The organism is Prevotella falsenii DSM 22864 = JCM 15124 (genome assembly GCF_000613945.1).
In the GTDB taxonomy this organism is placed as follows: domain Bacteria; phylum Bacteroidota; class Bacteroidia; order Bacteroidales; family Bacteroidaceae; genus Prevotella; species Prevotella falsenii.
In genome coordinates this window covers 14413-34642 of sequence record NZ_BAJY01000014.1, presented here as the reverse complement: position 1 = coordinate 34642, position 20230 = coordinate 14413, and the positions used below count along the sequence as shown (strand labels likewise).

14 protein-coding genes, 1 tRNA gene and 4 pseudogenes are annotated in these 20230 nt (G+C 40.9%); 7 read left to right on the top strand and 12 right to left on the bottom strand.

The window, feature by feature from the left end:
* Positions 1-29: 29 nt before the first annotated feature.
* From JCM15124_RS06820 to JCM15124_RS13620, 8 genes and pseudogenes are all read right to left on the bottom strand, one after another.
* A complete protein-coding gene (locus tag JCM15124_RS06820) occupies positions 30-1445 on the bottom strand; it encodes a tetratricopeptide repeat protein (protein ID WP_024998818.1) in 1416 nt (471 codons plus the stop codon).
* An 81-nt stretch (positions 1446-1526) separates the two neighbouring features.
* Positions 1527-2486: a PstS family phosphate ABC transporter substrate-binding protein gene (locus JCM15124_RS06815; RefSeq protein WP_024998817.1), complete on the bottom strand. Its 960-nt coding sequence runs from the start codon at positions 2484-2486 to the stop codon at positions 1527-1529.
* A gap of 9 nt (positions 2487-2495) precedes the next feature.
* Positions 2496-3382 (bottom strand): annotated as a pseudogene (locus JCM15124_RS13625) (energy transducer TonB).
* Between the two features lie 34 nt (positions 3383-3416).
* Positions 3417-4076 (bottom strand): ExbD/TolR family protein, encoded by a 660-nt coding sequence (locus tag JCM15124_RS06805; RefSeq protein WP_024998816.1) that lies wholly within the window; start codon positions 4074-4076, stop codon positions 3417-3419.
* Positions 4077-4078: 2 nt separating this feature from the next.
* Positions 4079-4732, bottom strand: coding sequence for an ExbD/TolR family protein (locus JCM15124_RS06800; protein ID WP_024998815.1), 654 nt, complete (start codon positions 4730-4732; stop codon positions 4079-4081).
* Between the two features lie 31 nt (positions 4733-4763).
* A complete protein-coding gene (locus JCM15124_RS06795) occupies positions 4764-5603 on the bottom strand; it encodes a MotA/TolQ/ExbB proton channel family protein (protein ID WP_024998814.1) in 840 nt (279 codons plus the stop codon).
* A 1020-nt stretch (positions 5604-6623) separates the two neighbouring features.
* Positions 6624-7832: a bifunctional 3,4-dihydroxy-2-butanone-4-phosphate synthase/GTP cyclohydrolase II gene (locus JCM15124_RS06790; protein WP_024998813.1), complete on the bottom strand. Its 1209-nt coding sequence runs from the start codon at positions 7830-7832 to the stop codon at positions 6624-6626.
* Positions 7833-7906: 74 nt separating this feature from the next.
* Positions 7907-9825 (bottom strand): annotated as a pseudogene (locus tag JCM15124_RS13620) (LptF/LptG family permease).
* Positions 9826-10067: 242 nt separating this feature from the next.
* On the opposite strand from JCM15124_RS13620, the gene JCM15124_RS06780 reads away from it, so the two are divergent.
* A tRNA-Met gene (locus JCM15124_RS06780) sits at positions 10068-10141 on the top strand.
* Between the two features lie 81 nt (positions 10142-10222).
* On the opposite strand, the gene JCM15124_RS06775 is transcribed toward JCM15124_RS06780, so the two are convergent.
* Complete coding sequence (locus JCM15124_RS06775; RefSeq protein WP_024998812.1) at positions 10223-10591, bottom strand: winged helix-turn-helix transcriptional regulator; 369 nt, start codon at positions 10589-10591, stop codon at positions 10223-10225.
* 245 nt (positions 10592-10836) lie between these two features.
* Here JCM15124_RS06775 and JCM15124_RS06770 point away from each other — a divergent pair, with 245 nt between their 5' ends.
* Positions 10837-11289, top strand: a complete 453-nt coding sequence (locus JCM15124_RS06770) for a cupin domain-containing protein (protein ID WP_024998811.1) — start codon at positions 10837-10839, stop codon at positions 11287-11289.
* Positions 11290-11727: 438 nt separating this feature from the next.
* Entirely contained in the window at positions 11728-12279 is a 552-nt protein-coding gene (locus JCM15124_RS06765; RefSeq protein ID WP_024998810.1) for a 3'-5' exonuclease, read from the top strand.
* Between the two features lie 108 nt (positions 12280-12387).
* On the opposite strand, the gene JCM15124_RS06760 is transcribed toward JCM15124_RS06765, so the two are convergent.
* Together JCM15124_RS06760 and JCM15124_RS06755 are read right to left on the bottom strand one after the other, a co-directional pair.
* Positions 12388-13293, bottom strand: coding sequence for a DMT family transporter (locus JCM15124_RS06760; RefSeq protein WP_024998809.1), 906 nt, complete (start codon positions 13291-13293; stop codon positions 12388-12390).
* A 177-nt stretch (positions 13294-13470) separates the two neighbouring features.
* Positions 13471-14253, bottom strand: a complete 783-nt coding sequence (locus JCM15124_RS06755) for a tRNA threonylcarbamoyladenosine dehydratase (RefSeq protein WP_024998808.1) — start codon at positions 14251-14253, stop codon at positions 13471-13473.
* Positions 14254-14395: 142 nt separating this feature from the next.
* Between JCM15124_RS06755 and JCM15124_RS13615 the strand changes: the two are divergent.
* Positions 14396-15677: pseudogene (locus JCM15124_RS13615) on the top strand (MFS transporter).
* A 15-nt stretch (positions 15678-15692) separates the two neighbouring features.
* On the opposite strand, the pseudogene mutY reads toward JCM15124_RS13615, so the two are convergent.
* Positions 15693-16675: pseudogene (gene mutY, locus JCM15124_RS13610) on the bottom strand (A/G-specific adenine glycosylase).
* A 778-nt stretch (positions 16676-17453) separates the two neighbouring features.
* Between mutY and JCM15124_RS06740 the strand changes: the two are divergent.
* The 3 genes from JCM15124_RS06740 (at position 17454) to mreC (ending at position 20152) form a co-directional block, all read left to right on the top strand.
* Positions 17454-18047, top strand: coding sequence for an IMP cyclohydrolase (locus JCM15124_RS06740; RefSeq protein ID WP_024998807.1), 594 nt, complete (start codon positions 17454-17456; stop codon positions 18045-18047).
* Between the two features lie 116 nt (positions 18048-18163).
* Positions 18164-19186, top strand: a complete 1023-nt coding sequence (locus JCM15124_RS06735) for a rod shape-determining protein (RefSeq protein ID WP_024998806.1) — start codon at positions 18164-18166, stop codon at positions 19184-19186.
* An 84-nt stretch (positions 19187-19270) separates the two neighbouring features.
* Positions 19271-20152 (top strand): rod shape-determining protein MreC, encoded by an 882-nt coding sequence (gene mreC / locus JCM15124_RS06730; protein WP_024998805.1) that lies wholly within the window; start codon positions 19271-19273, stop codon positions 20150-20152.
* Positions 20153-20230: the final 78 nt, after the last annotated feature.

Here is a 20230-nt window from a genome sequence, read left to right as displayed (position 1 = left end):
TCGCCTTATAATTAAAATATGGTTTATGATTAAAGACCTAAAGCCTTCTTTGCATTTTCGTTATTTGGGTTTATGGTCAATACCTTATTAAAATATTGCTTAGCTACTTCAGCATTGCCGGTTTTTGAATAGTAGTAACCAAGACCATAGTAAACCTGTTCCAAGTATGCCTTAGAGTCGTCGTCAAGCTGTGGCTTAGCTTCTTCGAATGCTGCAATCTTCTTGTAGATGTCAGCAACCTTGTCAGCATCGTTCTTCATCTGTGCTGCATTAGCTTGGTTAGACCAAATCCAGTCTGAAATAGATGGGAACTTAACTACCATTTGGTCGTAAATGGCAATGGCTTTATCCAAATAGGCGTCTTTTACAGCCTTGTCGGTTTCAGTTTCTGCCTTCTCTATCCATGTCTGAGCGAGCTTAGCCCAATCGTTAGAGTTGGCATTCTGATTTTTTGAAAGATAATCCATCTGTACCTTCAAAGCCTTGTCGCCATCGCCCTGTGCTGCATAAACTTCAGCAATGGTCTTCATCGGTTCAAGATTGTCCTTGTCCATTTCGAGTGCCTTGTTAAGGTTCTCCATTGCCTTATCGTATTCTTTATTGCCGGCTAATGCCTTGCCGTAAACAGCATAGTCGTTGGCAACCTTCTTGCCTGAACCTGCAAACATCTTGTTCGCAAAATCTAAAGCGTCGGTGAAGTCAGCCTTTTCAACTGCCGCCATCATACCAACACGTGCAATATATTCACTGTTGGGAAATCTTTGCAAACCGGCTTTCACAACTTCTAATACCTTATCATACTTGCGGAGAATGAAAGCAGTGTAGCTATACTTATAGAAGTTATCTTCTGTTAAGTTTGCACGATTGGCTTTTTCGTACCAAGAAAGTGCTTCATCATACTTTCCGTCGCTGAGCATAATTTCTGCTGCAGTTGCTTCTACCGGGTAATTAGGCTCTACTTTGCGTAGTTCCTCAAGTTTCTGAACTGCAACTTCAGGGTTTACGTGGCGATAAACTTTGGCGTAACGTTCGTAAGCTGCTACGTTGTGAGGGTCAAGGCTGATAGCAGTAGCATAGTGTTGTGCTGCTGCACCTGCATTACCCAAGCTGTCTTGCAATGCTACAATATCGCCAAGAAGGAGGTAACCCAATGTTCCGTTCATCTTTTTGTTGGTAACGATGGAGTTTGCAACCTTCATTGCTTCGGTAAAATTGCGCTGTGCCAAATATACATTACCAAGAGCTGTGAGGGCTTGCTCGTCTTTCTTATAAACCTTTAAGTATTCTTTTATAAGATCCTTACCTGCTTTTGCATCGTTAGGAGCAGCCTCGATAGCACTGATAATTGGGTTAAGCGCAGCCTTATAGCCATCGTTTTGAGCTATTGCAGGAGTTGATAAGCTTAGTATCAAAGCTCCGGCTAATAAATATTTCTTTGTTTTCATAATCATTTTTTATTTAGTTAAACTTAATACCGGATTAGTAACAAAGACTTAATACAGCATAAAAAGTTTAATATGATGCTATCAGTTCTTTACTTTCACTTTACGAATAGTGATATCTCCACGATAGGGAAGTAAACCGGTTTTCAATATTATCATTTGTCCTATTGGTCCGGCAATAAAGTTTGCAAATGCCCATGGCAATGCTTTATGTGGGTCGGCAACAATGGCATAGATAGTTCTGACAAATGGATAACGCCCATCAAGGAAATAAGCTTGATAAGGTTGCCAACTGTTATAATCTTCTGCCTTACTTGTTTTAGATATTGCCATTACGCGAATATCGTTTCTAAATGTGGTGTTGGTAGAGTCGCTTCGGTCGTTCAACCAATTTGAACCAATCACACCTATTGCGTTTGGAGTCTTTTTTACATATTCTATTACAGCCTTGCTGTTCTTAGCTGCAATAATGTTCTGACTCTTAATGTTCTTTCCTTCTAATATTGAATCAACAACGAAATGAAGTGTTGCTGATGCTTTATTGTCGAATACAACTTCTATTTTTCCCTTGTCTGAATGAGGGTAAAGCTGATTCCAGTCCGTAACTTCGCCCTTAAGAAGGCGTTTTACGTCGGTAACCGTGATGCATGAATCTAAGTTACTTTTATTAATGATAAATGCTACGCCATCATATCCAATGGGGAATACAGACGGAATAGGTCCTTTACCTCTTAATATTGCATCTTCACCTTTCTGTAGAACGTGAGATGTAAACAAAAGATTAACCTTTAGGTCGAGCAGCATCTTCATTCCGGTGTTATCGTCAGTATAGACCGGCAAGAGATGCGTTTGAGGATAGCGATACTGATATACTTGCAATTCCTCTTCGATAAATTGACTAAAACTTTCGTCAGCGGCGAACTTAATCGTCCCTGACGTCGGTGTATCTGTTCTACCGTCCTTAGCCTTTCTCTCCCCACAAGAGGAGAGAGAGACTGCGGATAGTATCAATCCTACGAATATGTAGAATATGTTTCGTTTCATAAATTTGAATTAGTTCAGTTTAAATGTAACAGGAAGCTGGAACCAAACGTTTGCAGGCTGACCATTGTTCATACCCGGAATCCACTTTGGCATACTGTTCACTACGCGAAGAGCTTCACGGTCGAGTGCCGGGTCTACGCCACGTGCTATCTGCGCTTGGCTAACAGAACCGTCGCGACCGACAACGAACTTCACGATTACCTTTCCCTGAATGTTATTTTCAGCAGCTACTGCAGGATATTGCAAGTGAGAAGTGAGCCATGCATTTACATTTCCCTTGAAAGCCGGCATCTGCTCAGCGAAAGTAAAGATCTTCTTTTCAATATCTTCCTTTGGAGCTTCTATCTTAGGAGCCTCAGCTACAGGCTTCTCAATCTTCGGAATGATTTGCTCTGGCGTTGCCACTGTACTTCTATCAGCTACGACACCACGGTCTTCAACACCTTCTTTTGTTTCGGCACCGATAGCTTGGTCTCTTTATTCATTTTGACCATTGGTGGCATTTCTTCCTTAACATCTTTGTCATCTTTAATGACAGGTGCTGTGAACTTTACAGTAGCACGAGTTTCAGGAACAACTTTTTCTGGCTCAATCTTCTTGGGCTCTTCTTTCTTTTGTTGTTTCTTACGCTCTTCTTGGTCTTTCTTAGCTTGCTCAAGAGCTGCTAATTCCATCTTTGCTGCGTATGCTTCTTGCGCTGCAATTTCATCATTGTGTTTCTTAATCTGGTAAGCCAGATAGCCTCCACCAAGGAATGCAGCAACAAGCAGAATAGCTAATGACTTGATATTTCGCTGTGAAACTGACTTACGAAGTTGGTATGCTCCGTATGCTTTGTTTTTATCAGCGAATACCATATCGACCCATTTAGGATCGTATAGATCTATTTTTGCCATGTCTTTTTTCTTTAATTGTTATACATCAATAACATTAAGCCTTAATACCCTTTGTCAAAAGCAAAGCCTTTTCTTCCGGGGTAAGCTTATCAATGACATAAGTTGCAATATATGAAATCTGCATTTCATCGAGAATATCTACAAGATGACTGTAAGAAGCCTTATCAGTTGGTTTGATAATGACGGTCAAGGTTGGAATCTTTTTGCCATTTACATTACCTAACTTGATGTTTGTAAGTTCAGCTTGATAAATGCTGTCAGGGTAAGCCTTTTCGTTAGCAGCCTTCTTCTTTTGCAATTCTTGTACGGCAATGCGCATATCGTTGTAAGGAACGCTTGCGCCATTGTCTACTTCCTTGTGTTGAAGAACGTAACGAATACCGGTCTTGCCGGTGCTCCAATCGGCTTTCTTCAACCAATTAGGATTGTCAAGCTGTGGTTTACCTTCACCGTAGAACATCTTGTCATCTTCACCAATAAAGATGGTAATAGAGTGAGACTCCTTTGCTTCATTCTTCTTTGCGTCATCTATATTCTTGTCATTACTTGGCATGGTAAGCTCCATAGTTGAAGGCTTGCTAAGTGATGTACAAAGCATGAAGAATGTAATAAGCAACATAAGCATATCCACCATTGGCGTAAAGTCTACGCGAACGGTCATCTTTTTCTGCTTGCTTTCTTTTTTATTTGCCATTATTAGTTCTCCTTAGAAGCTGCTTGTGCAGCCTTTTTAGCGTCCAACTGTGTAATCATATAGTACTGACTTTCGTCCATGTCTTGGAGTTCGTTCATTACCTTCTTAACTGTACCATAAGGAGTGTTTGCGTCAGATTTCAAAGCAATTCTAACTTTAGGATTTACTTGGCGGGCTGCATTTACCCACTGTTGAAATTCTGTCATCTCCTGTCCTTCGATACTATCGAGAGGGATACCCATCTTTGGGAGTTCTTCACTACGAACTTTTGCAGACTTGCTCAAGTAGGTTGGGAGCTTGTCCAATGGTGCTCCAAATGTAGATTCAGCCAAGAAAGTTTTCTTCTGCTCTGGTGTAAGTTGTGCAACCATATCTACAATTTGACCTAACTCTTTAGTATTGTCGTAGTTCATAAATACCTGGCCTTCGCCAGTCGGCTGACCTGCAGCATTCTTTTCAGGGCTGATAAGCACTGTGAGAACACCATTTTCCGGCACTTTCATATCAGACACTGAACCCGGTGTATTAACTTTCACAGGCTCGTTCTTTACGAATGTAGAGGTGAGCATGAAGAAAGTAAGCAACAAGGTCATAACGTCTGACATCGGCGTCATGTCAATCCAAACGTCTTCTTTCTTAATTTTTACTTTACCCATAGCGATAATGTATTTAAAGGGTTAGCAAAAATTAAGCTTCTTCTGTGTGGTTTACTTCGTATGTCTGAGCAATTGAGTAACCAACCTCGTCGAGTGCGTAAGTCAACTTGTCTACCTTGTTTGAGAAGTAGTTGTAAGAAACTACTGCAAACCAAGAAGTAGCAATACCGAATGCAGTATTAATCAACGCCTCAGAAATACCGGCAGAAAGTGCAGCAGAGTCAGCACCACCACCTGCAGACAAAGCAGAGAACGACTTGATCATACCGGTTACGGTACCGAGAAGACCTGTAAGTGTACCAAGTGTAACGAGTGTTGCAATGATAGGGAGGTTCATTGTCAGAGTTGGCATCTCAAGCTGAGTTGCTTCCTCGTGAGCCTGCTGAATCTTAGCAACCTTCTGTGCTTTCTTCAAGTTTGCGTTTGCACCGTTTTCCATTGACTTGTAAGCGTTCAAAGAAGCCTTTACAACGTTTGCAACAGAACCTTTCTGCTGATCGCAAAGCTGATTAGCCTTGTTCATATCGTTTGCATTCAATGCAGACTTAATGTTTACAACGAACTTAGGGAGAGCACCCTTACCAAAAGCGGTCTTCAAAGCCAACCAACGTTCGATTGACATAGCGAGCACAGTGAGCAGCAAAGTGTGGATAACAGGAACCACGATACCTCCTTTAAAGATAGTACCCCATACGTCAGCCGGGTGTTCCTTTGTGCCTGGATCTTGGAAGTGCATATCGTTAGCAAACCATGTAAAGAACAATACGAATGCTACGACACCGCAAACTGCGATAATCCAAAATGCGCCTCTAACTCCTGTGAAGCCCTCTGATTTCTTTTGTGGGGCTGCTTTTTGTTGTGTAGTTGCCATAAATGATAAATTTTTAATTTTTTAGTTATAAATGAATTGAATTATTAATATCTAATTGATTTTAAACTGATTGGATATTTAGCTGCCAAATGAATGCCAACTTTTTCCGCACATTTTCGGCAAAGATAACAATTAATAGAGAATTATATTCAGAATTAACATCTTTTAACTGTTGCTTTTTGCTTGTTTTACTACGTTTTTTGCATTATTGCGACACTTTTATAAAATCTTTCTGTTCTATATGTCTTATTCATACCTTGCATGTTTTTAAGTTAAACATTTGTTGTTGAATACAAATATACTTTGTATTTATTATTTCGTTGCTTCATAATAGTTTGTTTCTCTTGCATCACAAATCTACTTATTTAGTATGACTTAAACGAAAAAACAAAGACATTATTTCATTTTCAACCCATGAAATAATGTCTTTAATATATATTAAGGTGTATTTTCTCTATAAGTTTAATGTGAATTCGGCACAAGAGAGCAGATTAAACAGGTAATCTCGCAGATGTTTTTAAGCAAGTTCTGCTATTGAAACCGTGAGAGATTTTCGGTTTAATTTTGTAAAGATAATTCTGTTAAAAAGTGATATAATCGCTTTGGCGTTGCGAAACCGTAGGTTTTGCGTTGTAAAACCTACGCTTTTACCGTGCAAAACCTACGGTTTTGGAATGCAAAACAATAGGTTTTGTAATGCGTTGATGATGAGATAGTTAGGTAACAGGTATTGTTGCGAAAAATATTTACGTTTTTATTGTCTGTTTTTCGTTCTTTTCTCGTTCCTCGAAAAGTGCGTTTTCTCGCCATGGCAATGCTCAAATGAATTTAGCATTGCTCATTTGGCTGAGAGAAAACGTTCATGAATAATGCGAGTCCGGTGTAAGAATTTAAGCCCGGAGATACTTGATTTATTCTTGATTATAAGCATATTAAACCATAATCAACTCTTTCTTTAAGTATCTTAATAAGCAATATGCCGGCTAATCTTATACCGAACTCATGTAAGTTTAGCACTTTTTATAAGTGTAAATCGTGTCCCATTCTATCTTTTTTTGTTTTCAAATAGCGATAGTCATATTCGTTCGGGCGTACTTCTATAGGAACATTCTCTTGTATTTCCAAGCCGTATGCTTCCAAGCCTACACGTTTTGTCGGATTGTTGGTTATTAAACGCATCTTGTGCACGCCGAGATGGCGCAACATCTGAGCACCACAGCCATAGTCGCGTTCATCGGGTTTAAACCCAAGATGCAAGTTGGCGTCTACAGTATCAAGGCCTTGCTCCTGCAGTTTGTAAGCAGCCATCTTGTTCATCAATCCTATACCTCTGCCTTCTTGCTGCATATAAATCAGCACACCCTTTCCTTCTTTCTCTATCATTTCCATTGCTTTGTGCAACTGTTCGCCACAATCGCATCTCTCGCTTCCGAGTATATCGCCGGTAGCACAAGAAGAATGCACACGCACCAATACAGGCTCGTCTTCTCCCCACTCGCCTTTAATGAGTGCCATGTGTTCTACGCCGTTAGAAGTCTGTCGGAAGGGAATTAAGCGGAAGTGTCCATATTTCGTAGGCATATCAACTTCCACACCAACTTCGATGCTTGTTTCTCGCTTTAGGCGGTAAGCAATAATATCTTTGATACTGATAATTTTCATATCCCACTCTTTGGCTTTTTCAATGAGTTGGGGCATACGTGCCATTGTTCCGTCGTCGTTCATAATTTCCATTAGCACACCTGCCGGGAAGCAGCCTGCCATCTTGCATAAATCGATGGCTGCTTCGGTATGTCCTGAACGGCGCAACACACCGTTATCTTGTGCATACAATGGATTTATATGTCCGGGACGTCCAAATGTCTGTGGTGTTGAATTTGGGTCAGCCAGTGCCTTTATGGTTTCGGCACGGTCGTGAGCAGACACACCCGTTGAACAACCTTCCAGTTTATCTACGGTTACGGTAAACGGTGTGCCCAGTACCGATGTGTTATCAGTTACTTGATGTGGCAAATCTAATTCTTTGGCTCGCGAAAGCGTTATCGGGACGCAAAGTACGCCACGAGCATTTTTCAACATAAAGTTCACCTTTTCAGGGGTAATCATTTCAGCAGCCATAATGAGGTCTCCCTCGTTTTCTCGGTCTTCATCATCGACTACAATAACGAATTTACCTTCTTTAAAGTCTTTTACTGCATCTTCAATGCTACTGAGTTTGAAGTTCTCCATAATTGTATTCTAAGTTTAAGGTCTATGTTAGTTATATAACGCGACCTTCGGTTTGATTATAATTGTTTTAATTGTTACTGTTTCTGTTGCTGTTTAACTATTATTTTATCGCTTTCAGCAATAATGTTTTCATTCGTTTGTTTTATTGTTTTCAAATCACGATACAAACGCAAACGAAAACCCCACATTCTGAAATAGAAGAACAAGCCGACGGGAAGAATGATGGCAGAAGTAATGTTCAGCCACTTGTACTCAAAAGGACGGGTATGCGCCTTTGTTACCAATACAGGGTATTGGTTGAGTTCGGAGAGTATCACCTTATTGCGTGTATTGGCTAAATCTTCGACAACCGTTTCAAGGTCGTTGCTTAAGCGTTCTATTTCGTGGTCGGGTTGATATTTAAAGAATGTCCTGATAAAATTAGGTGGCGACTTTAAGTTGCTTTTCTTCACATACGCTACTATGTCCGTATTCATTTTTCTTAATACATTGGCATCATCAGCATACTTCGGCATATTAATAATGACTTCTTTGCTGCTGATGTTTCGTTTTATCCGCAGACCCAAAATGCGCATGGCAAGATTGCGATACAGGTCGATATTGAACACTCCCGAGTCGTTGTTTGCTTTATAAGTAATGAATATGGCTGTTGGAATAAGAATTGCAGGCGAGAGCCTCGTCCGAACCATATAGCCCAGTCGCCTTGCCTTGCCATTCGGTAGCCCGTATTATTTAATATGTAATAAATAATAAAGACCAACACACTTATTATAATAGGAACGCCCAGACCTCCCTTTCGGATAATTGCGCCCAAAGGTGCACCGATGAAAAAGAAGATAAGACAAGTCAGCGACAATAGATACTTATTTATTTCTGCAATATCGTGCATTCGTATAAGTTTATCGCCATCGCTGGTTATCATACTCTTAAAGTCAAGGTCGGAAACCGCCTGCTGCGTATTCATCAAAGCACGGTCAATGGTTTGTCTGCGCTCTTCGGGGCGCATTTTGCTATAAAGCGAGTCTAAATCAAAATCTTTGGTTGAAGCCAGCGTCATGGCTTTTTCCATTTCTTTCCGCTTTAGCTTCAAAACAGGATACAGCGTCTGCCGTGCATCTTTATAGTACGCATTACCTATGCTGTCGTAAACTTGAACTATCGAATCCTTGTCATGGCGTATCTTGGCAATGCTTTTTGTACGGGCATCGTCCGATATTCCCGCCATATCGGTTAAATTAAAGTCGGCATCGAAGTCTATAACCAACTTTTTATGCACAAAAGATTCGCGGCGATAAGGTACGCTGGCACTACTGCCCAACTCCTGCGAACGCATATTCTCGAACCACTCGCCGTTCCACAGGTTCAATATAAGGTGTTTCTTCTCGGCTGTCGATTGTAATAATCCCGAATCGGCAAGTATGATGGCTTGGTCTTCATACGAATCGGTCATGCGGTAAATCATTATATTATATAGGCGTCCCGTTTCCAAATCGCGCTTTTCAACATAAAGATTGGTCTCCGGAATACCATTATAGAAGACGCCTTCCGGTATTTCCAATTCAGGACTCTTCTGTTTCATCGATATTAGCAACTGATTGAAATGCTTTTTTGCATTAGGTCCGATACTGTCTTGAAAGTAAAACGACACAAGTGCTATGAATAATGTAAATACCATTACTCCTCTAAAAGCCTTAATAAGCGATATACCTGCAGCCTTGATGGCTGTAAGTTCGGAACTTTCGCCAAGGTTTCCAAACGTAATGAGCGACGATAGCAACACGGCAAGCGGCAACGCTTCCGGTACCATCATCAAGCTCATGTACCAAAAGAACTCGCCAAGTACATCAAGCGTAAGACCTTTACCAATCAGTTCATCAACATATTGCCACAAGAACTGCATCATCAGCACAAACAAGCTAATGACGAATGTTCCTGCGAAAAGCATTCCAAACTGTTTTATTATAAATATGTCTAACTTTTTAATGCGAAACATTTCCCATTGCGCAATGTACATTTACGCACAAATTGCTTTGCAAAATTACACAAAATTATCAGAGTAGCCACCTATTTTTCATTTTTTATATCCTAACAAAGGTCTTAATACGGTTATACAACCGCTTGAGAACTATATTTTAAAAATATCATCAATAAATCTTCAAATAAATTTTGTCAGTTCACTTTTTTTTATATACCTTTGCAACCGTTTTTAAAAAGCAACTTGTTAAAGGGTTTGATGGCGGGATAGCTCAGTTGGTTAGAGCGTCGGATTCATAATCCGGAGGTCCGGGGATCGTGGCCCCGTCCCGCTACATAAAAAGGAGTTACGTTTTCGTAACTCCTTTTTTTATTTCCATTGATGAGCCTTTGGTCAGCTTTTCAAGAAGCTACCATCATTTCAATAAATAACGTTGTCTCGATTCCATAATGTCATTCATATTTTCACTTGCCCACACCAGCAAATTGTCTATAAGGGGCAACAGACTTTCTCCTTTATCGGTAAGCGAATATTCTACACGTGGTGGAATTTCGGGGAAAGCCTCACGATGTACCAACCTATCACTTTCAAGCATTTTGAGAGTAGCTGTCAGCATCTTTTGGGATATATCCGGAATATTGCGCTGCAACTCTTTAAAACGCTGATTTTGGTTAGCTTCTAATGTGAAAAGTACTAACATCGACCATTTATCCCCTATTCTCGACAACACATTCCGGACAGGACAATTGGGGAAAAGAGCATCTCTTACTTCATTTCTATTCATAGCTAATAGGGGTTTAAAATTATATTACTATACAAAAGTAACTATTATAGTTTGAGTAGCTCTTATTTTATAGTTAAACAGTGCTAAAAATAAAACACTTAACTTGCTCATTTTCAATATTGCTTACTTCTAAGTAACCGGCTTACATTTGCGTGCCTACTTGCATAAACCATTGAAACACACTATCTTTGCATTGTCAAAACAAGAATAGTAACAACTCTTTTAAAGAATAAACAAATAGCATTATGAAAACAGTAGAAACAATTAAAACAGGTAAGAACTTCACAGCTGTGAATGTTGGTAAACTCAACGAGATTAAAGACTACGTTCTCCCAATGGGCGACATAGAAATTCCGGGTAAAGTATTCGTAGGTCAGGCATTGCAGGCAACGGGCAGCGAACTATCATTCCAAGTGCTCGTTCCTAATCAAGATAGCGGTTTCCTTCACACACATAAGACACACGAGGAACTTTACTTCATTCTTAAAGGTGAAGGTGAGTATCAGGTTGATGGAGAAATATTCGCCGTATCAGAAGGCAGCATTGTTCGTGTGGCTCCTGATGGTAAACGCGCATTGAAGAATACCGGTAAAGATGAAATGTTGATGCTTTGCATTCAATACAAAGCCAATAGCTTTGCAGAAAACGATTCACCGGCCGGCGATGGCGTTATATTGAATGATAAACTGACTTGGTAGTTGGTTTTCCACTTCCTGCGTATTCGATTTGCAATATTCTCAACACGACTTTGCGTATCGTTTATTAGGCGAAAATCAGGGGGTAAAAGTGTAAACATTTTTCACAACAGTATCTTTTGTATAACCAACTATCTGTCAGCGTTTTACAAAACCTATTGTTTTGCATTCCAAAAGCGCAGTTGTCATTTTTTAAGGATATTATCTTTACAAAATCAGAGATATTTTTCAGTATTTTTCTTGTGCGATAAAAAGAAAATCATTCCTCCCCAAAAGTATTGGCACAGAATTGTAGGTGGCGTTCATTATATCTTGCAATATTCCGTTTTTTATATATGTTTTTTGTATATTTGTATCGAAATTAAATTCTTTGAAATCGAGTAATTGCAAAGCGACGAAGTGGTTTGAAGAGAATAAGTTGAACTATTAGAAGGATTGGAAATGAACAATATAGATTTTATTGCTATTGATTTTGAAACAGCCACTGCCAATCGAGCTTCCATTTGCGAAGCCGGCATCTGCGTGGTAAAGGGCGGTAGAGTGGTAGAAACCAAATCGTGGTTGGTTCGTCCCGAAGACAATCGTTACAGCTATTGGAATATTCGTGTGCACGGCATTCAGCCGTCAGACACTGCCAACGCACCAATGTTTCCCGAAATATGGGCTGAAATAACCCGCTACTTGCAGGAATGCCCTGTTTTGGTAGCCCATAATGCTTCGTTCGATATAAGTTGTATTCGCCATTCTTTAGAGTTTTACAGTCTGCCCACGCCCAAAGTAGACTATTATTGTTCGCTTCGTGCAGCCCGACACATTTACGATTTTGATTGCAACAAGCTTGATTATCTCTGCAACCGGTTTGAAATACCTTACGGTACGCACCATCGTGCGGGCGACGATGCGGAGATGTGTGCCCGCCTTTTCCTACGCGAAATAAAAGATGCAGGCCGGGTAGAGTTGAAAGAAATGGATTATTGTAATGGCAAGCTATAAATGAAAGTTAGCCATTCAGGTGGAAATCAATAGCTGAAGTAATTTTATATTTCAAACAAAACAGCCTCTGCACATTCAGTGCAGAGGCTGTTTGCTGTTTTGTTTCTCTTATTTTTTATTGGCAAAGAATACGCCAATCAGAATTAACACACTACCGATGGCTGCTTCCATTGTCATTTTCTCGCCCAAGAAGATGGCACTGATGATGACAGTACAAATAGGACTGAGATAGTTGTAGTTGGCTATTTTCACTGCGCCCACCTTCTCTGTAACGTAGCTCCATGCGCCAAAGCAAAAGAACGATGCAACCAAACCGAGGAAGAGAAGGTTTAAAGTAACCGGAATATCGGTAAGGAAGTTCTCTAATGGGAATTGCCACGGTGTAATAATAAATAACGGCAAGCTCGTCAGCGAGCCATAGAAGAACATTTTGCGGGTAAGGAATGCCGCACCGTATTTCTGTCCTAATGGGCGGAGCAACAAGCAGTAAGCACCAAAACAAGCTGTTGAAAGCAGTGCCAGAGCATCGCCCAACACACGGTTGCTTGCAGTAGCGCATTCGTTATTGCCGCCAAATATAATGAACGACACACCTATCAAGGCGATAATCGAGCCTATAGCGAGAGATTTTGTTAGTTTTTCTTTGCAGAAAAGTATCGCCAAAAACATTGTAAACAGTGGCGATGTACAGAGAATGAAGCTAATATCATTCACGCTACCCACTTGAACTGCAAAGTTTTCGGGGATAAAATAGAGCGAACCTCCTAAAATACCACATGCCACCATAAGCAATTCGTCCTTGATATTGTCGGACCATAACCGCTTATACGACAATGTCCACATAGCAAGATAGGCGATGACGTAACGCGACAGAAACACTTCGTCGGGACGCATACCACCTTGGATTACTACTTTCGTGTTTACAAGTGTAGCACCCCAGATACTTACAACCAAGATTGCGATGAGATGATAGAGGACAACTCTATTTTTACTCTCTTTGACAGTGTTAGGCATAAAACTATTTTATGTTGATTTAAAGTAGCGCAAAGTTAAGGACTTTTAGCGTATAAACAAAATTCTTCGCTTCTAAATCTTGCCGAAACTTGAAATTTATGCGTTTTTTATGTGATATTTAACACTTGAGACGCTATTTGAGTTGTTTGCATTCCTTCTTTCGTTCCAACGGAATATCTATTTTCCGATGCCCGTTTTGCGCATCGTTTTTGCAGCTTTGCACAAGTCTTTTATCACCTCTCCACCCATTATTAACCCTGCCACGGCAGGTACCCATGCGTTTGAAGCCGGTGTAGAACGCTTCTTGTGTGCAATGGTTTCTATGTTTGCAGCATCGTTGTCGGTATCTCTGTTTTCTTCTGAATATAAAGATGATAGCGGTTCTTCAGGACTGTAAACCACCTTTACGTTACGCACGTTGGTCTTGCGGAGTTTCTTTCTCAACACCTTTGCCAAAGGGTCGTTAATCGTTTTAAACAAGTCGGTTACCTCAAACTGTGTTGCGTCCAATTTGAAAGCAGCCCCCATGCTGCTAATCATGGGTATTCTTAGGTTGTGGCAGCGTGTTATGATGTCTATCTTTGCTGCCACGGTATCGATGCAATCCACCACATAGTCGTATGCTGTAAAGTCGAATTGGTCGGCAATTTCAGGGAGATAGAACGTTTGGAACTTTTTTACGATGCACGTTGGGTTTATGTCTTTAATGCGTTCTTCTGCTATATCAACTTTTGCTCGTCCGAGTGTAGAGTGCGTGGCAATAATCTGTCGGTTTATGTTCGATAGTCCGATGTGGTCGTCATCTACTATTCCTATTGTCCCTACGCCGCTGCGAGCCAACACTTCTACAACGTAACCGCCCACGCCACCGACACCGAAAACCAGCACGCTGCTGTTTTTTAAGGTGTTCATGGCGTTGCTGCCCAACAGCAATTCGGTTCTTGAAAATTGCTCTTTCATACCTTTTAAATTCCTTTGTGGCTGCAAAGTTAAGATAACATTCCCATAAAATGGCAGCAGTTTCTGTTTTTATGTTAGCTTTTTTCTTTATCTTTGCAAGCGATGTGCGGAGTTGTACATTATTATAAATGTAGATTTGAAGATGCAAGAACAGAATAATAAAAAGAAAATATCGCCTTGGGCGTGGGTTTCTACACTCTATTTTGCCGAAGGATTGCCCTATGCAGCAGTAACCTTGGTGTCGTTGGTGTTTTATCAACAAATGGGACTGAGCGATGCTGAAGTTACTTTTTACACATCGTGGTTCTATCTTCCTTGGGTGATAAAGCCTTTGTGGAGTCCGTTTCTCGACCTTATCCGAACCAAACGCTGGTGGGTACTGTCGATGCAGATGTTGCTTGGCGCAGCGTTTGCAGGTGTAGCGTTCACCATTAACACATCGTTTTGGTTGCAAGGCACTATTTGTTTCTTCTGGCTGTTAGCCTTTTCGAGTGCCACACACGATGTCGGGGCAGATGGCTTCTATATGTTGGGGCTTGATTCGCACGAGCAAGCTTTCTTTGTGGGCATTCGCTCAACGTTTTATCGTATTTCATTGGTTGTCGGAAAAGGTGGTTTGGTAGCCCTCGCAGGACTGCTGCAAGAATATATGAAGGTACAACTTTCGTGGGCATTGGTGTTCTATGGCTTGGCAGCAATGTTTATCGGACTGAGCCTTTATCATAAATACGTATTGCCAAAACCGGATGCCGATGCCGAACGCACGCAACTTTCGGCTTCAAAACTGTTGAACGAATTTGGGGGAACATTTGCAAGTTTCTTCCGTAAGAAGCAAATTCTGATGGCAATTGCTTTATGCTTCTGTTCCGTTTGCCCGAAGCACTGTTAAATCCCGTAGGTCCTTTGTTCCTTAGAGCATCAGCCGATAAGGGCGGCTTAGGTCTTTCTTTAGAGTCATTTGGTGTTGTAAATGGTATCGTTGGGGTGGTCGGACTGCTTCTTGGTGGCATTTTAGGTGGCTTGGTAGCCAGCAAAGACGGACTGAAAAAGTGGCTTTGGCCTATGACACTTGCCATTACCTTGCCTAATATCGCCTACGTTTATCTTGGTTTTGCAATGCCGTCTACGCTTTTTGCCATCGGTGCAGCCATCTTTGTAGAAAACTTTGGCTATGGTTTTGGCTTCAGTGCCTATATGCTTTTTATGCTATATTTCAGTCAGGGAGAGCATAAAACCAGCCATTATGCCCTTTGCACGGGTTTTATGGCACTTTCAATGATGTTGCCCGGTTTATTTGCGGGTGCCTTGGCTGACGCTGTAGGTACGACATCTTCTTTGTTTTGGTTATGGTGTCGTGCATTTTCCCCTTCATTGTGGCATCTTTACTGAAGGTAGACCCTAAGTTTGGTAAGAAGAACGCATAGAACATATTAATTATTTCACAGACTTTTAACGAGCAATTCTATAAGGCGAGGTAGGGCATAACGGTCTATCTCGCTTTCTTTTATCCATATATAATCGGCAGGTAAGGTGGGAGGAACGTCGGTTTCCAACAGATAGAAATCTGCAAAAATGATTTGATGGGTAAGTATGTGCTTTACGTCCTTCTTTATTAGTGTAGCTTTTTCAATGGCATTGCCCGACAATTCCTTCGTTGGCAGTTCCCACAAGCCTTGCCAAATATCGCCGGCACCGCGGCGGCGAATGGCAGTTTTGCCGTTACACCTTATATATATAAAGGAGAAATGGCGTTCGCGTTGTTTTGTTTTCTTTGCTTTCACAGGCAACCCGGCTACTTTATTGTTGGTTGCAGCAAAGCAACTTTCTACCAATGGGCATACTTTGCAGTTGGGCGAAGCGGTGTACACTGCATTGCACCGAAGTCCATCATTCCTTGATTGTAAGCTGCGGGAGCCTCTTTCGGCAGGTATTCCTGCGCCATAGCCTTGAAAACCTTTTTTCCTTCGGTAGAATCTATCGGTGTGTCAATGCCGAAATAGCGAGCAAGAACACGGTAGACATTGCCGTCTACTACTGCTACCGGTTCTGCGAATGATATTGAGGAAATTGCAGCTGCTATATATTCGCCAACTCCTTTTAGTTGTATTAACTCGTTATAAGTCTGCGGGAAACGTCCTAAATCTACTATCTGTTGTGCCGCTTTATGCAAGTTTCGTGCCCGAGAGTAGTATCCTAATCCCTGCCACTCCCTTAAAATCTCATCTTCGGTAGCTTTTGCTAATTCGTGAACATCGGGCCATCGTTTCATAAAACGCTCCCAGTAGGCTGTTCCCTGTGCTATTCTCGTTTGCTGCATAATAACCTCGCTCAGCCAAATAGCGTATGGGTTCGTGGTTTGTCGCCACGGAAGCTCTCGTCCGTTTATGGCATACCAGTTCAAAATAGTCTTGCTAAAGTTCATGGTGCAAAGGTACTTAAAATATAGAAAGAAACTCCTTTTGAAGTTATATACTTGCATTGGAAAACCTGTATTTGCTATTGTGAATTGATAAGAATGAGAAGTTTGCAGTTCGGAAATTATGGTAAAAGTATTGAAAACCTTTAATTTCTGCATTCCGATGTTTTGATTTTGTAGAGGTGTATAGGTGGAACTATTTTCTTATTCTTGCTGAAGACCGTGAATGAAAAACAGCTTTGCTTTTGTAAAGATAATTCTGTTAAAAAGTGATATAATCGCTTTTGCGTTGCGAAACCGTAGGTTTTACAACGCAAAACCTACGGTTTTACCTTGCAAAACAGCCGCTTTTGGAATGTAAAACAATAGGTTTTGTAATGCGTTGATAGATAGAGCGTTAGTCGATTGATATTCTTGTGAAGAATATTTACATTTTATATCCTTCCGTTTACTTATATAAATAAGGTGTGCAGACCAAATTATGTGGCGAACTAAAGAGCGATTTCTGTTCAAAGAACTAAATCAATATACTTGTCGATACTGAATTTCTACTGTTCCAAAAATTACGAACAGACTTCTTTAAAAAGCTGTTTTATCCGTGCGAATTGATTTATTTGTTTTTGGTTTATATATAATTCGCAGTATCATAGATTAAGATGTGAAGACTTTTTGAGTTGATGTTGATTAATAATGTAGTTGAATTAAAGTTTTTTTATCTAAAAATCTTGTTTACTTATTACACTATTTCGTATCTTTGCAAAACAAATTGAAATAGTAGGCAACTATGGTTGGTACAAAAGAAATTAAGACTGCGTTAATCTCCGTATTCCACAAAGATGGTTTGGAGGATATTTTAAAGAAGCTGAACGAAGAGGGAGTGAAGTTCCTCAGTACCGGTGGTACGCAGCAGTTCATAGAGTCTTTAGGCTACGAATGTCAGAAAGTAGAGGATATAACTACTTATCCTTCAATCTTGGGCGGTCGTGTGAAAACCTTGCACCCCAAGGTTTTTGGTGGCATCTTGGCACGTCGTGATTTTGAGAACGACCAAAAAGAAATGGCTGAATACGAAATTCCGACTATCGATTTGGTTATTGTTGATTTGTATCCATTTGAACAAACCGTAGCAAGCGGTGCGAGCGAAGCTGATATTATCGAGAAAATAGATATTGGCGGCATTTCCTTGATACGTGCAGGTGCAAAGAATTTCAACGACGTTGTTATCGTACCAAGCAAAGCAGAATACCCTGTGTTGTTGCAATTGCTGAACAAGCAAGGTGCAAAGACAGGACTTGAAGACCGAAAAATGTTTGCAGAGCGTGCATTTGGCATTAGCAGCCAGTACGATACGGCAATACACAATTGGTTTGCGAAGTAAGTAAAAACAATGTTTGCAGACTATAAACGTTTGTAAACAGCAAGCATATAAGAAAGAAAATAATAAAATGACGATGGGGAATGTCCCCGTTTTCACCACATATCAAATATTTTAGAATGGGATTTTTTTCATTTATCCAGGAAATAGCAATGGACCTGGGAACAGCAAATACTATCATTATCAGTGATGATAAGATAGTTGTTGATGAACCTTCTGTAGTGGCACTCGACCGTCGCACGGACAAGATGATAGCCGTTGGTAACGACGCCAAGATGATGTACGAGAAGGAACACCCCAATATTCGTACCATTCGCCCGCTTCGCGATGGTGTGATTGCTGACTTTACGGCATGCGAACAAATGATGAGGGGACTTATTAAAATGGTGCATAGCGGTAATCGCTTGTTCTCTCCGTCTTTGCGTATGGTGATAGGCGTGCCCTCAGGTTCAACAGAAGTAGAGTTGCGTGCCGTTCGCGACTCTGCCGAACATGCTGACGGACGCGATGTTTATCTTGTTTTCGAACCGATGGCAGCTGCCCTTGGTATGGGACTTGATGTGGAAGCACCGGAAGGAAATATGATTGTTGATATAGGTGGCGGTAGCACCGAGATAGCTGTTATTTCGTTGGGTGGTATCGTTTGCAACAACTCTATTCGTGTTGCGGGAGACGATTTGACTGCTGATATTCAAGAATATATGAGCCGTCAGCACAATGTGCGCGTCAGTGAACGTATGGCGGAACGCATTAAGGTGCATGTTGGTTCAGCTTTGACCGACTTAGGCGACGAGGCTCCGGAAGATTATATCGTTCACGGACCGAACCGTATTACAGCGTTGCCAATGGAAGTGCCGGTTTGCTATCAGGAAATAGCGCACTGCTTGGACAAGACTGTGGCAAAAATAGAGAATGCAGTTCTCTCTGCTTTGGAGAATACACCGCCGGAATTGTATGCCGATATTGTAAAAAATGGTATCTACTTGAGTGGTGGCGGTGCTTTGTTGCGTGGAATTGATAAGCGTTTAACCGATAAGATTAACATTCCGTTCCATGTGGCTGAAGACCCATTACACAGTGTTGCCAAGGGAGCAGGTATCGCATTGAAGAATGTAGACCGTTTCTCATTCCTGATGAGATAAACAAGCTGAATAGGGCTGACTGTTGAAGAAATACACTGAAAGTATCTTCAATGGTCGGTTTCATTTTGTTGATAAGCTGTAAGAATGAATAACCTGACTGAATTTCTTGCCAAATATAAACATTGGTTTCTTTTTGTTTTGCTGGAAATAGCCAGTTTGGTGCTTCTGTTCCGCTTCAACAACTACCAAGGAAGTGTGTGGTTCACCTCTGCCAATATAGTGGCAGGCAAAGTTTACGAATTAAGTTCTTCGGTAACATCTTACTTCTCGATGGGTAAGCTAAATCGTGAACTGACGGAACGAAATGTGCAGTTGGAACGCCAAGTAAAGGAACTTTCAGAGCAACTTTACGAAAAAACGCGCGACCCTAAGTTTGCGCAGAAAGGGCAATACAGGTTTCTTTCTGATTTTAAACTTATAAATGCAAAGGTTGTATCTAATTCGCTTGATAAGGAAGAGAATTTTATAACCATCGACAAAGGGTCGTGGGACGGAGTCCGAAAGGATATGGGCGTGGCTTGTGGAAACGGTATTGTTGGAGTGGTTTATCTTGTCGGAACGCATTATTCCATCGTATTGCCGGTCTTAAACTCTAAGTCAAACATCAGCTGTTCTATACAAGGAAGAAGTTATTTTGGCTATCTGCGATGGAAAGGAGGTGCAAAAAACATTGCTTATTTAGACGATATTCCACGCCACGCAAAGTTTAAGTTAGGCGATAGGATAGTTACAAGCGGCTATTCTGCTATCTTCCCTGCCGGCATTTTAGTAGGTAAGATAAAGCACGTTTATAACTCTGAAGATGGACTTTCGTTCCGTTTGGCTATACAATTGTCTACCGATTTTGGCAATTTGCGCGATGTCTGTGTCATTGACGATGCTACGGTAAGAGAGAAAAAGAAGGTGATGGACGCTGCGAAAGATTCGATAAAGCATCTTAATACTGATTTTAGCGAAACAAATTAAATATAGCTACGCATTACATATTTGCATTAATGGCAAGTTGTAATAGTAAATCAATCATTTTGTAAAAAGCTATTTTAG

Coding starts and splice junctions, on each gene's coding strand:
- JCM15124_RS06820 (WP_024998818.1), bottom strand. CDS start 1,445: ATGAAAACAAAGAAATATTTATTAGCCGGAGCTTTGATACTAAGCTTA.
- JCM15124_RS06815 (WP_024998817.1), bottom strand. CDS start 2,486: ATGAAACGAAACATATTCTACATATTCGTAGGATTGATACTATCCGCA.
- JCM15124_RS06805 (WP_024998816.1), bottom strand. CDS start 4,076: ATGGCAAATAAAAAAGAAAGCAAGCAGAAAAAGATGACCGTTCGCGTA.
- JCM15124_RS06800 (WP_024998815.1), bottom strand. CDS start 4,732: ATGGGTAAAGTAAAAATTAAGAAAGAAGACGTTTGGATTGACATGACG.
- JCM15124_RS06795 (WP_024998814.1), bottom strand. CDS start 5,603: ATGGCAACTACACAACAAAAAGCAGCCCCACAAAAGAAATCAGAGGGC.
- JCM15124_RS06790 (WP_024998813.1), bottom strand. CDS start 7,832: ATGGAGAACTTCAAACTCAGTAGCATTGAAGATGCAGTAAAAGACTTT.
- JCM15124_RS06775 (WP_024998812.1), bottom strand. CDS start 10,591: ATGAATAGAAATGAAGTAAGAGATGCTCTTTTCCCCAATTGTCCTGTC.
- JCM15124_RS06770 (WP_024998811.1), top strand. CDS start 10,837: ATGAAAACAGTAGAAACAATTAAAACAGGTAAGAACTTCACAGCTGTG.
- JCM15124_RS06765 (WP_024998810.1), top strand. CDS start 11,728: ATGAACAATATAGATTTTATTGCTATTGATTTTGAAACAGCCACTGCC.
- JCM15124_RS06760 (WP_024998809.1), bottom strand. CDS start 13,293: ATGCCTAACACTGTCAAAGAGAGTAAAAATAGAGTTGTCCTCTATCAT.
- JCM15124_RS06755 (WP_024998808.1), bottom strand. CDS start 14,253: ATGAAAGAGCAATTTTCAAGAACCGAATTGCTGTTGGGCAGCAACGCC.
- JCM15124_RS06740 (WP_024998807.1), top strand. CDS start 17,454: ATGGTTGGTACAAAAGAAATTAAGACTGCGTTAATCTCCGTATTCCAC.
- JCM15124_RS06735 (WP_024998806.1), top strand. CDS start 18,164: ATGGGATTTTTTTCATTTATCCAGGAAATAGCAATGGACCTGGGAACA.
- mreC (WP_024998805.1), top strand. CDS start 19,271: ATGAATAACCTGACTGAATTTCTTGCCAAATATAAACATTGGTTTCTT.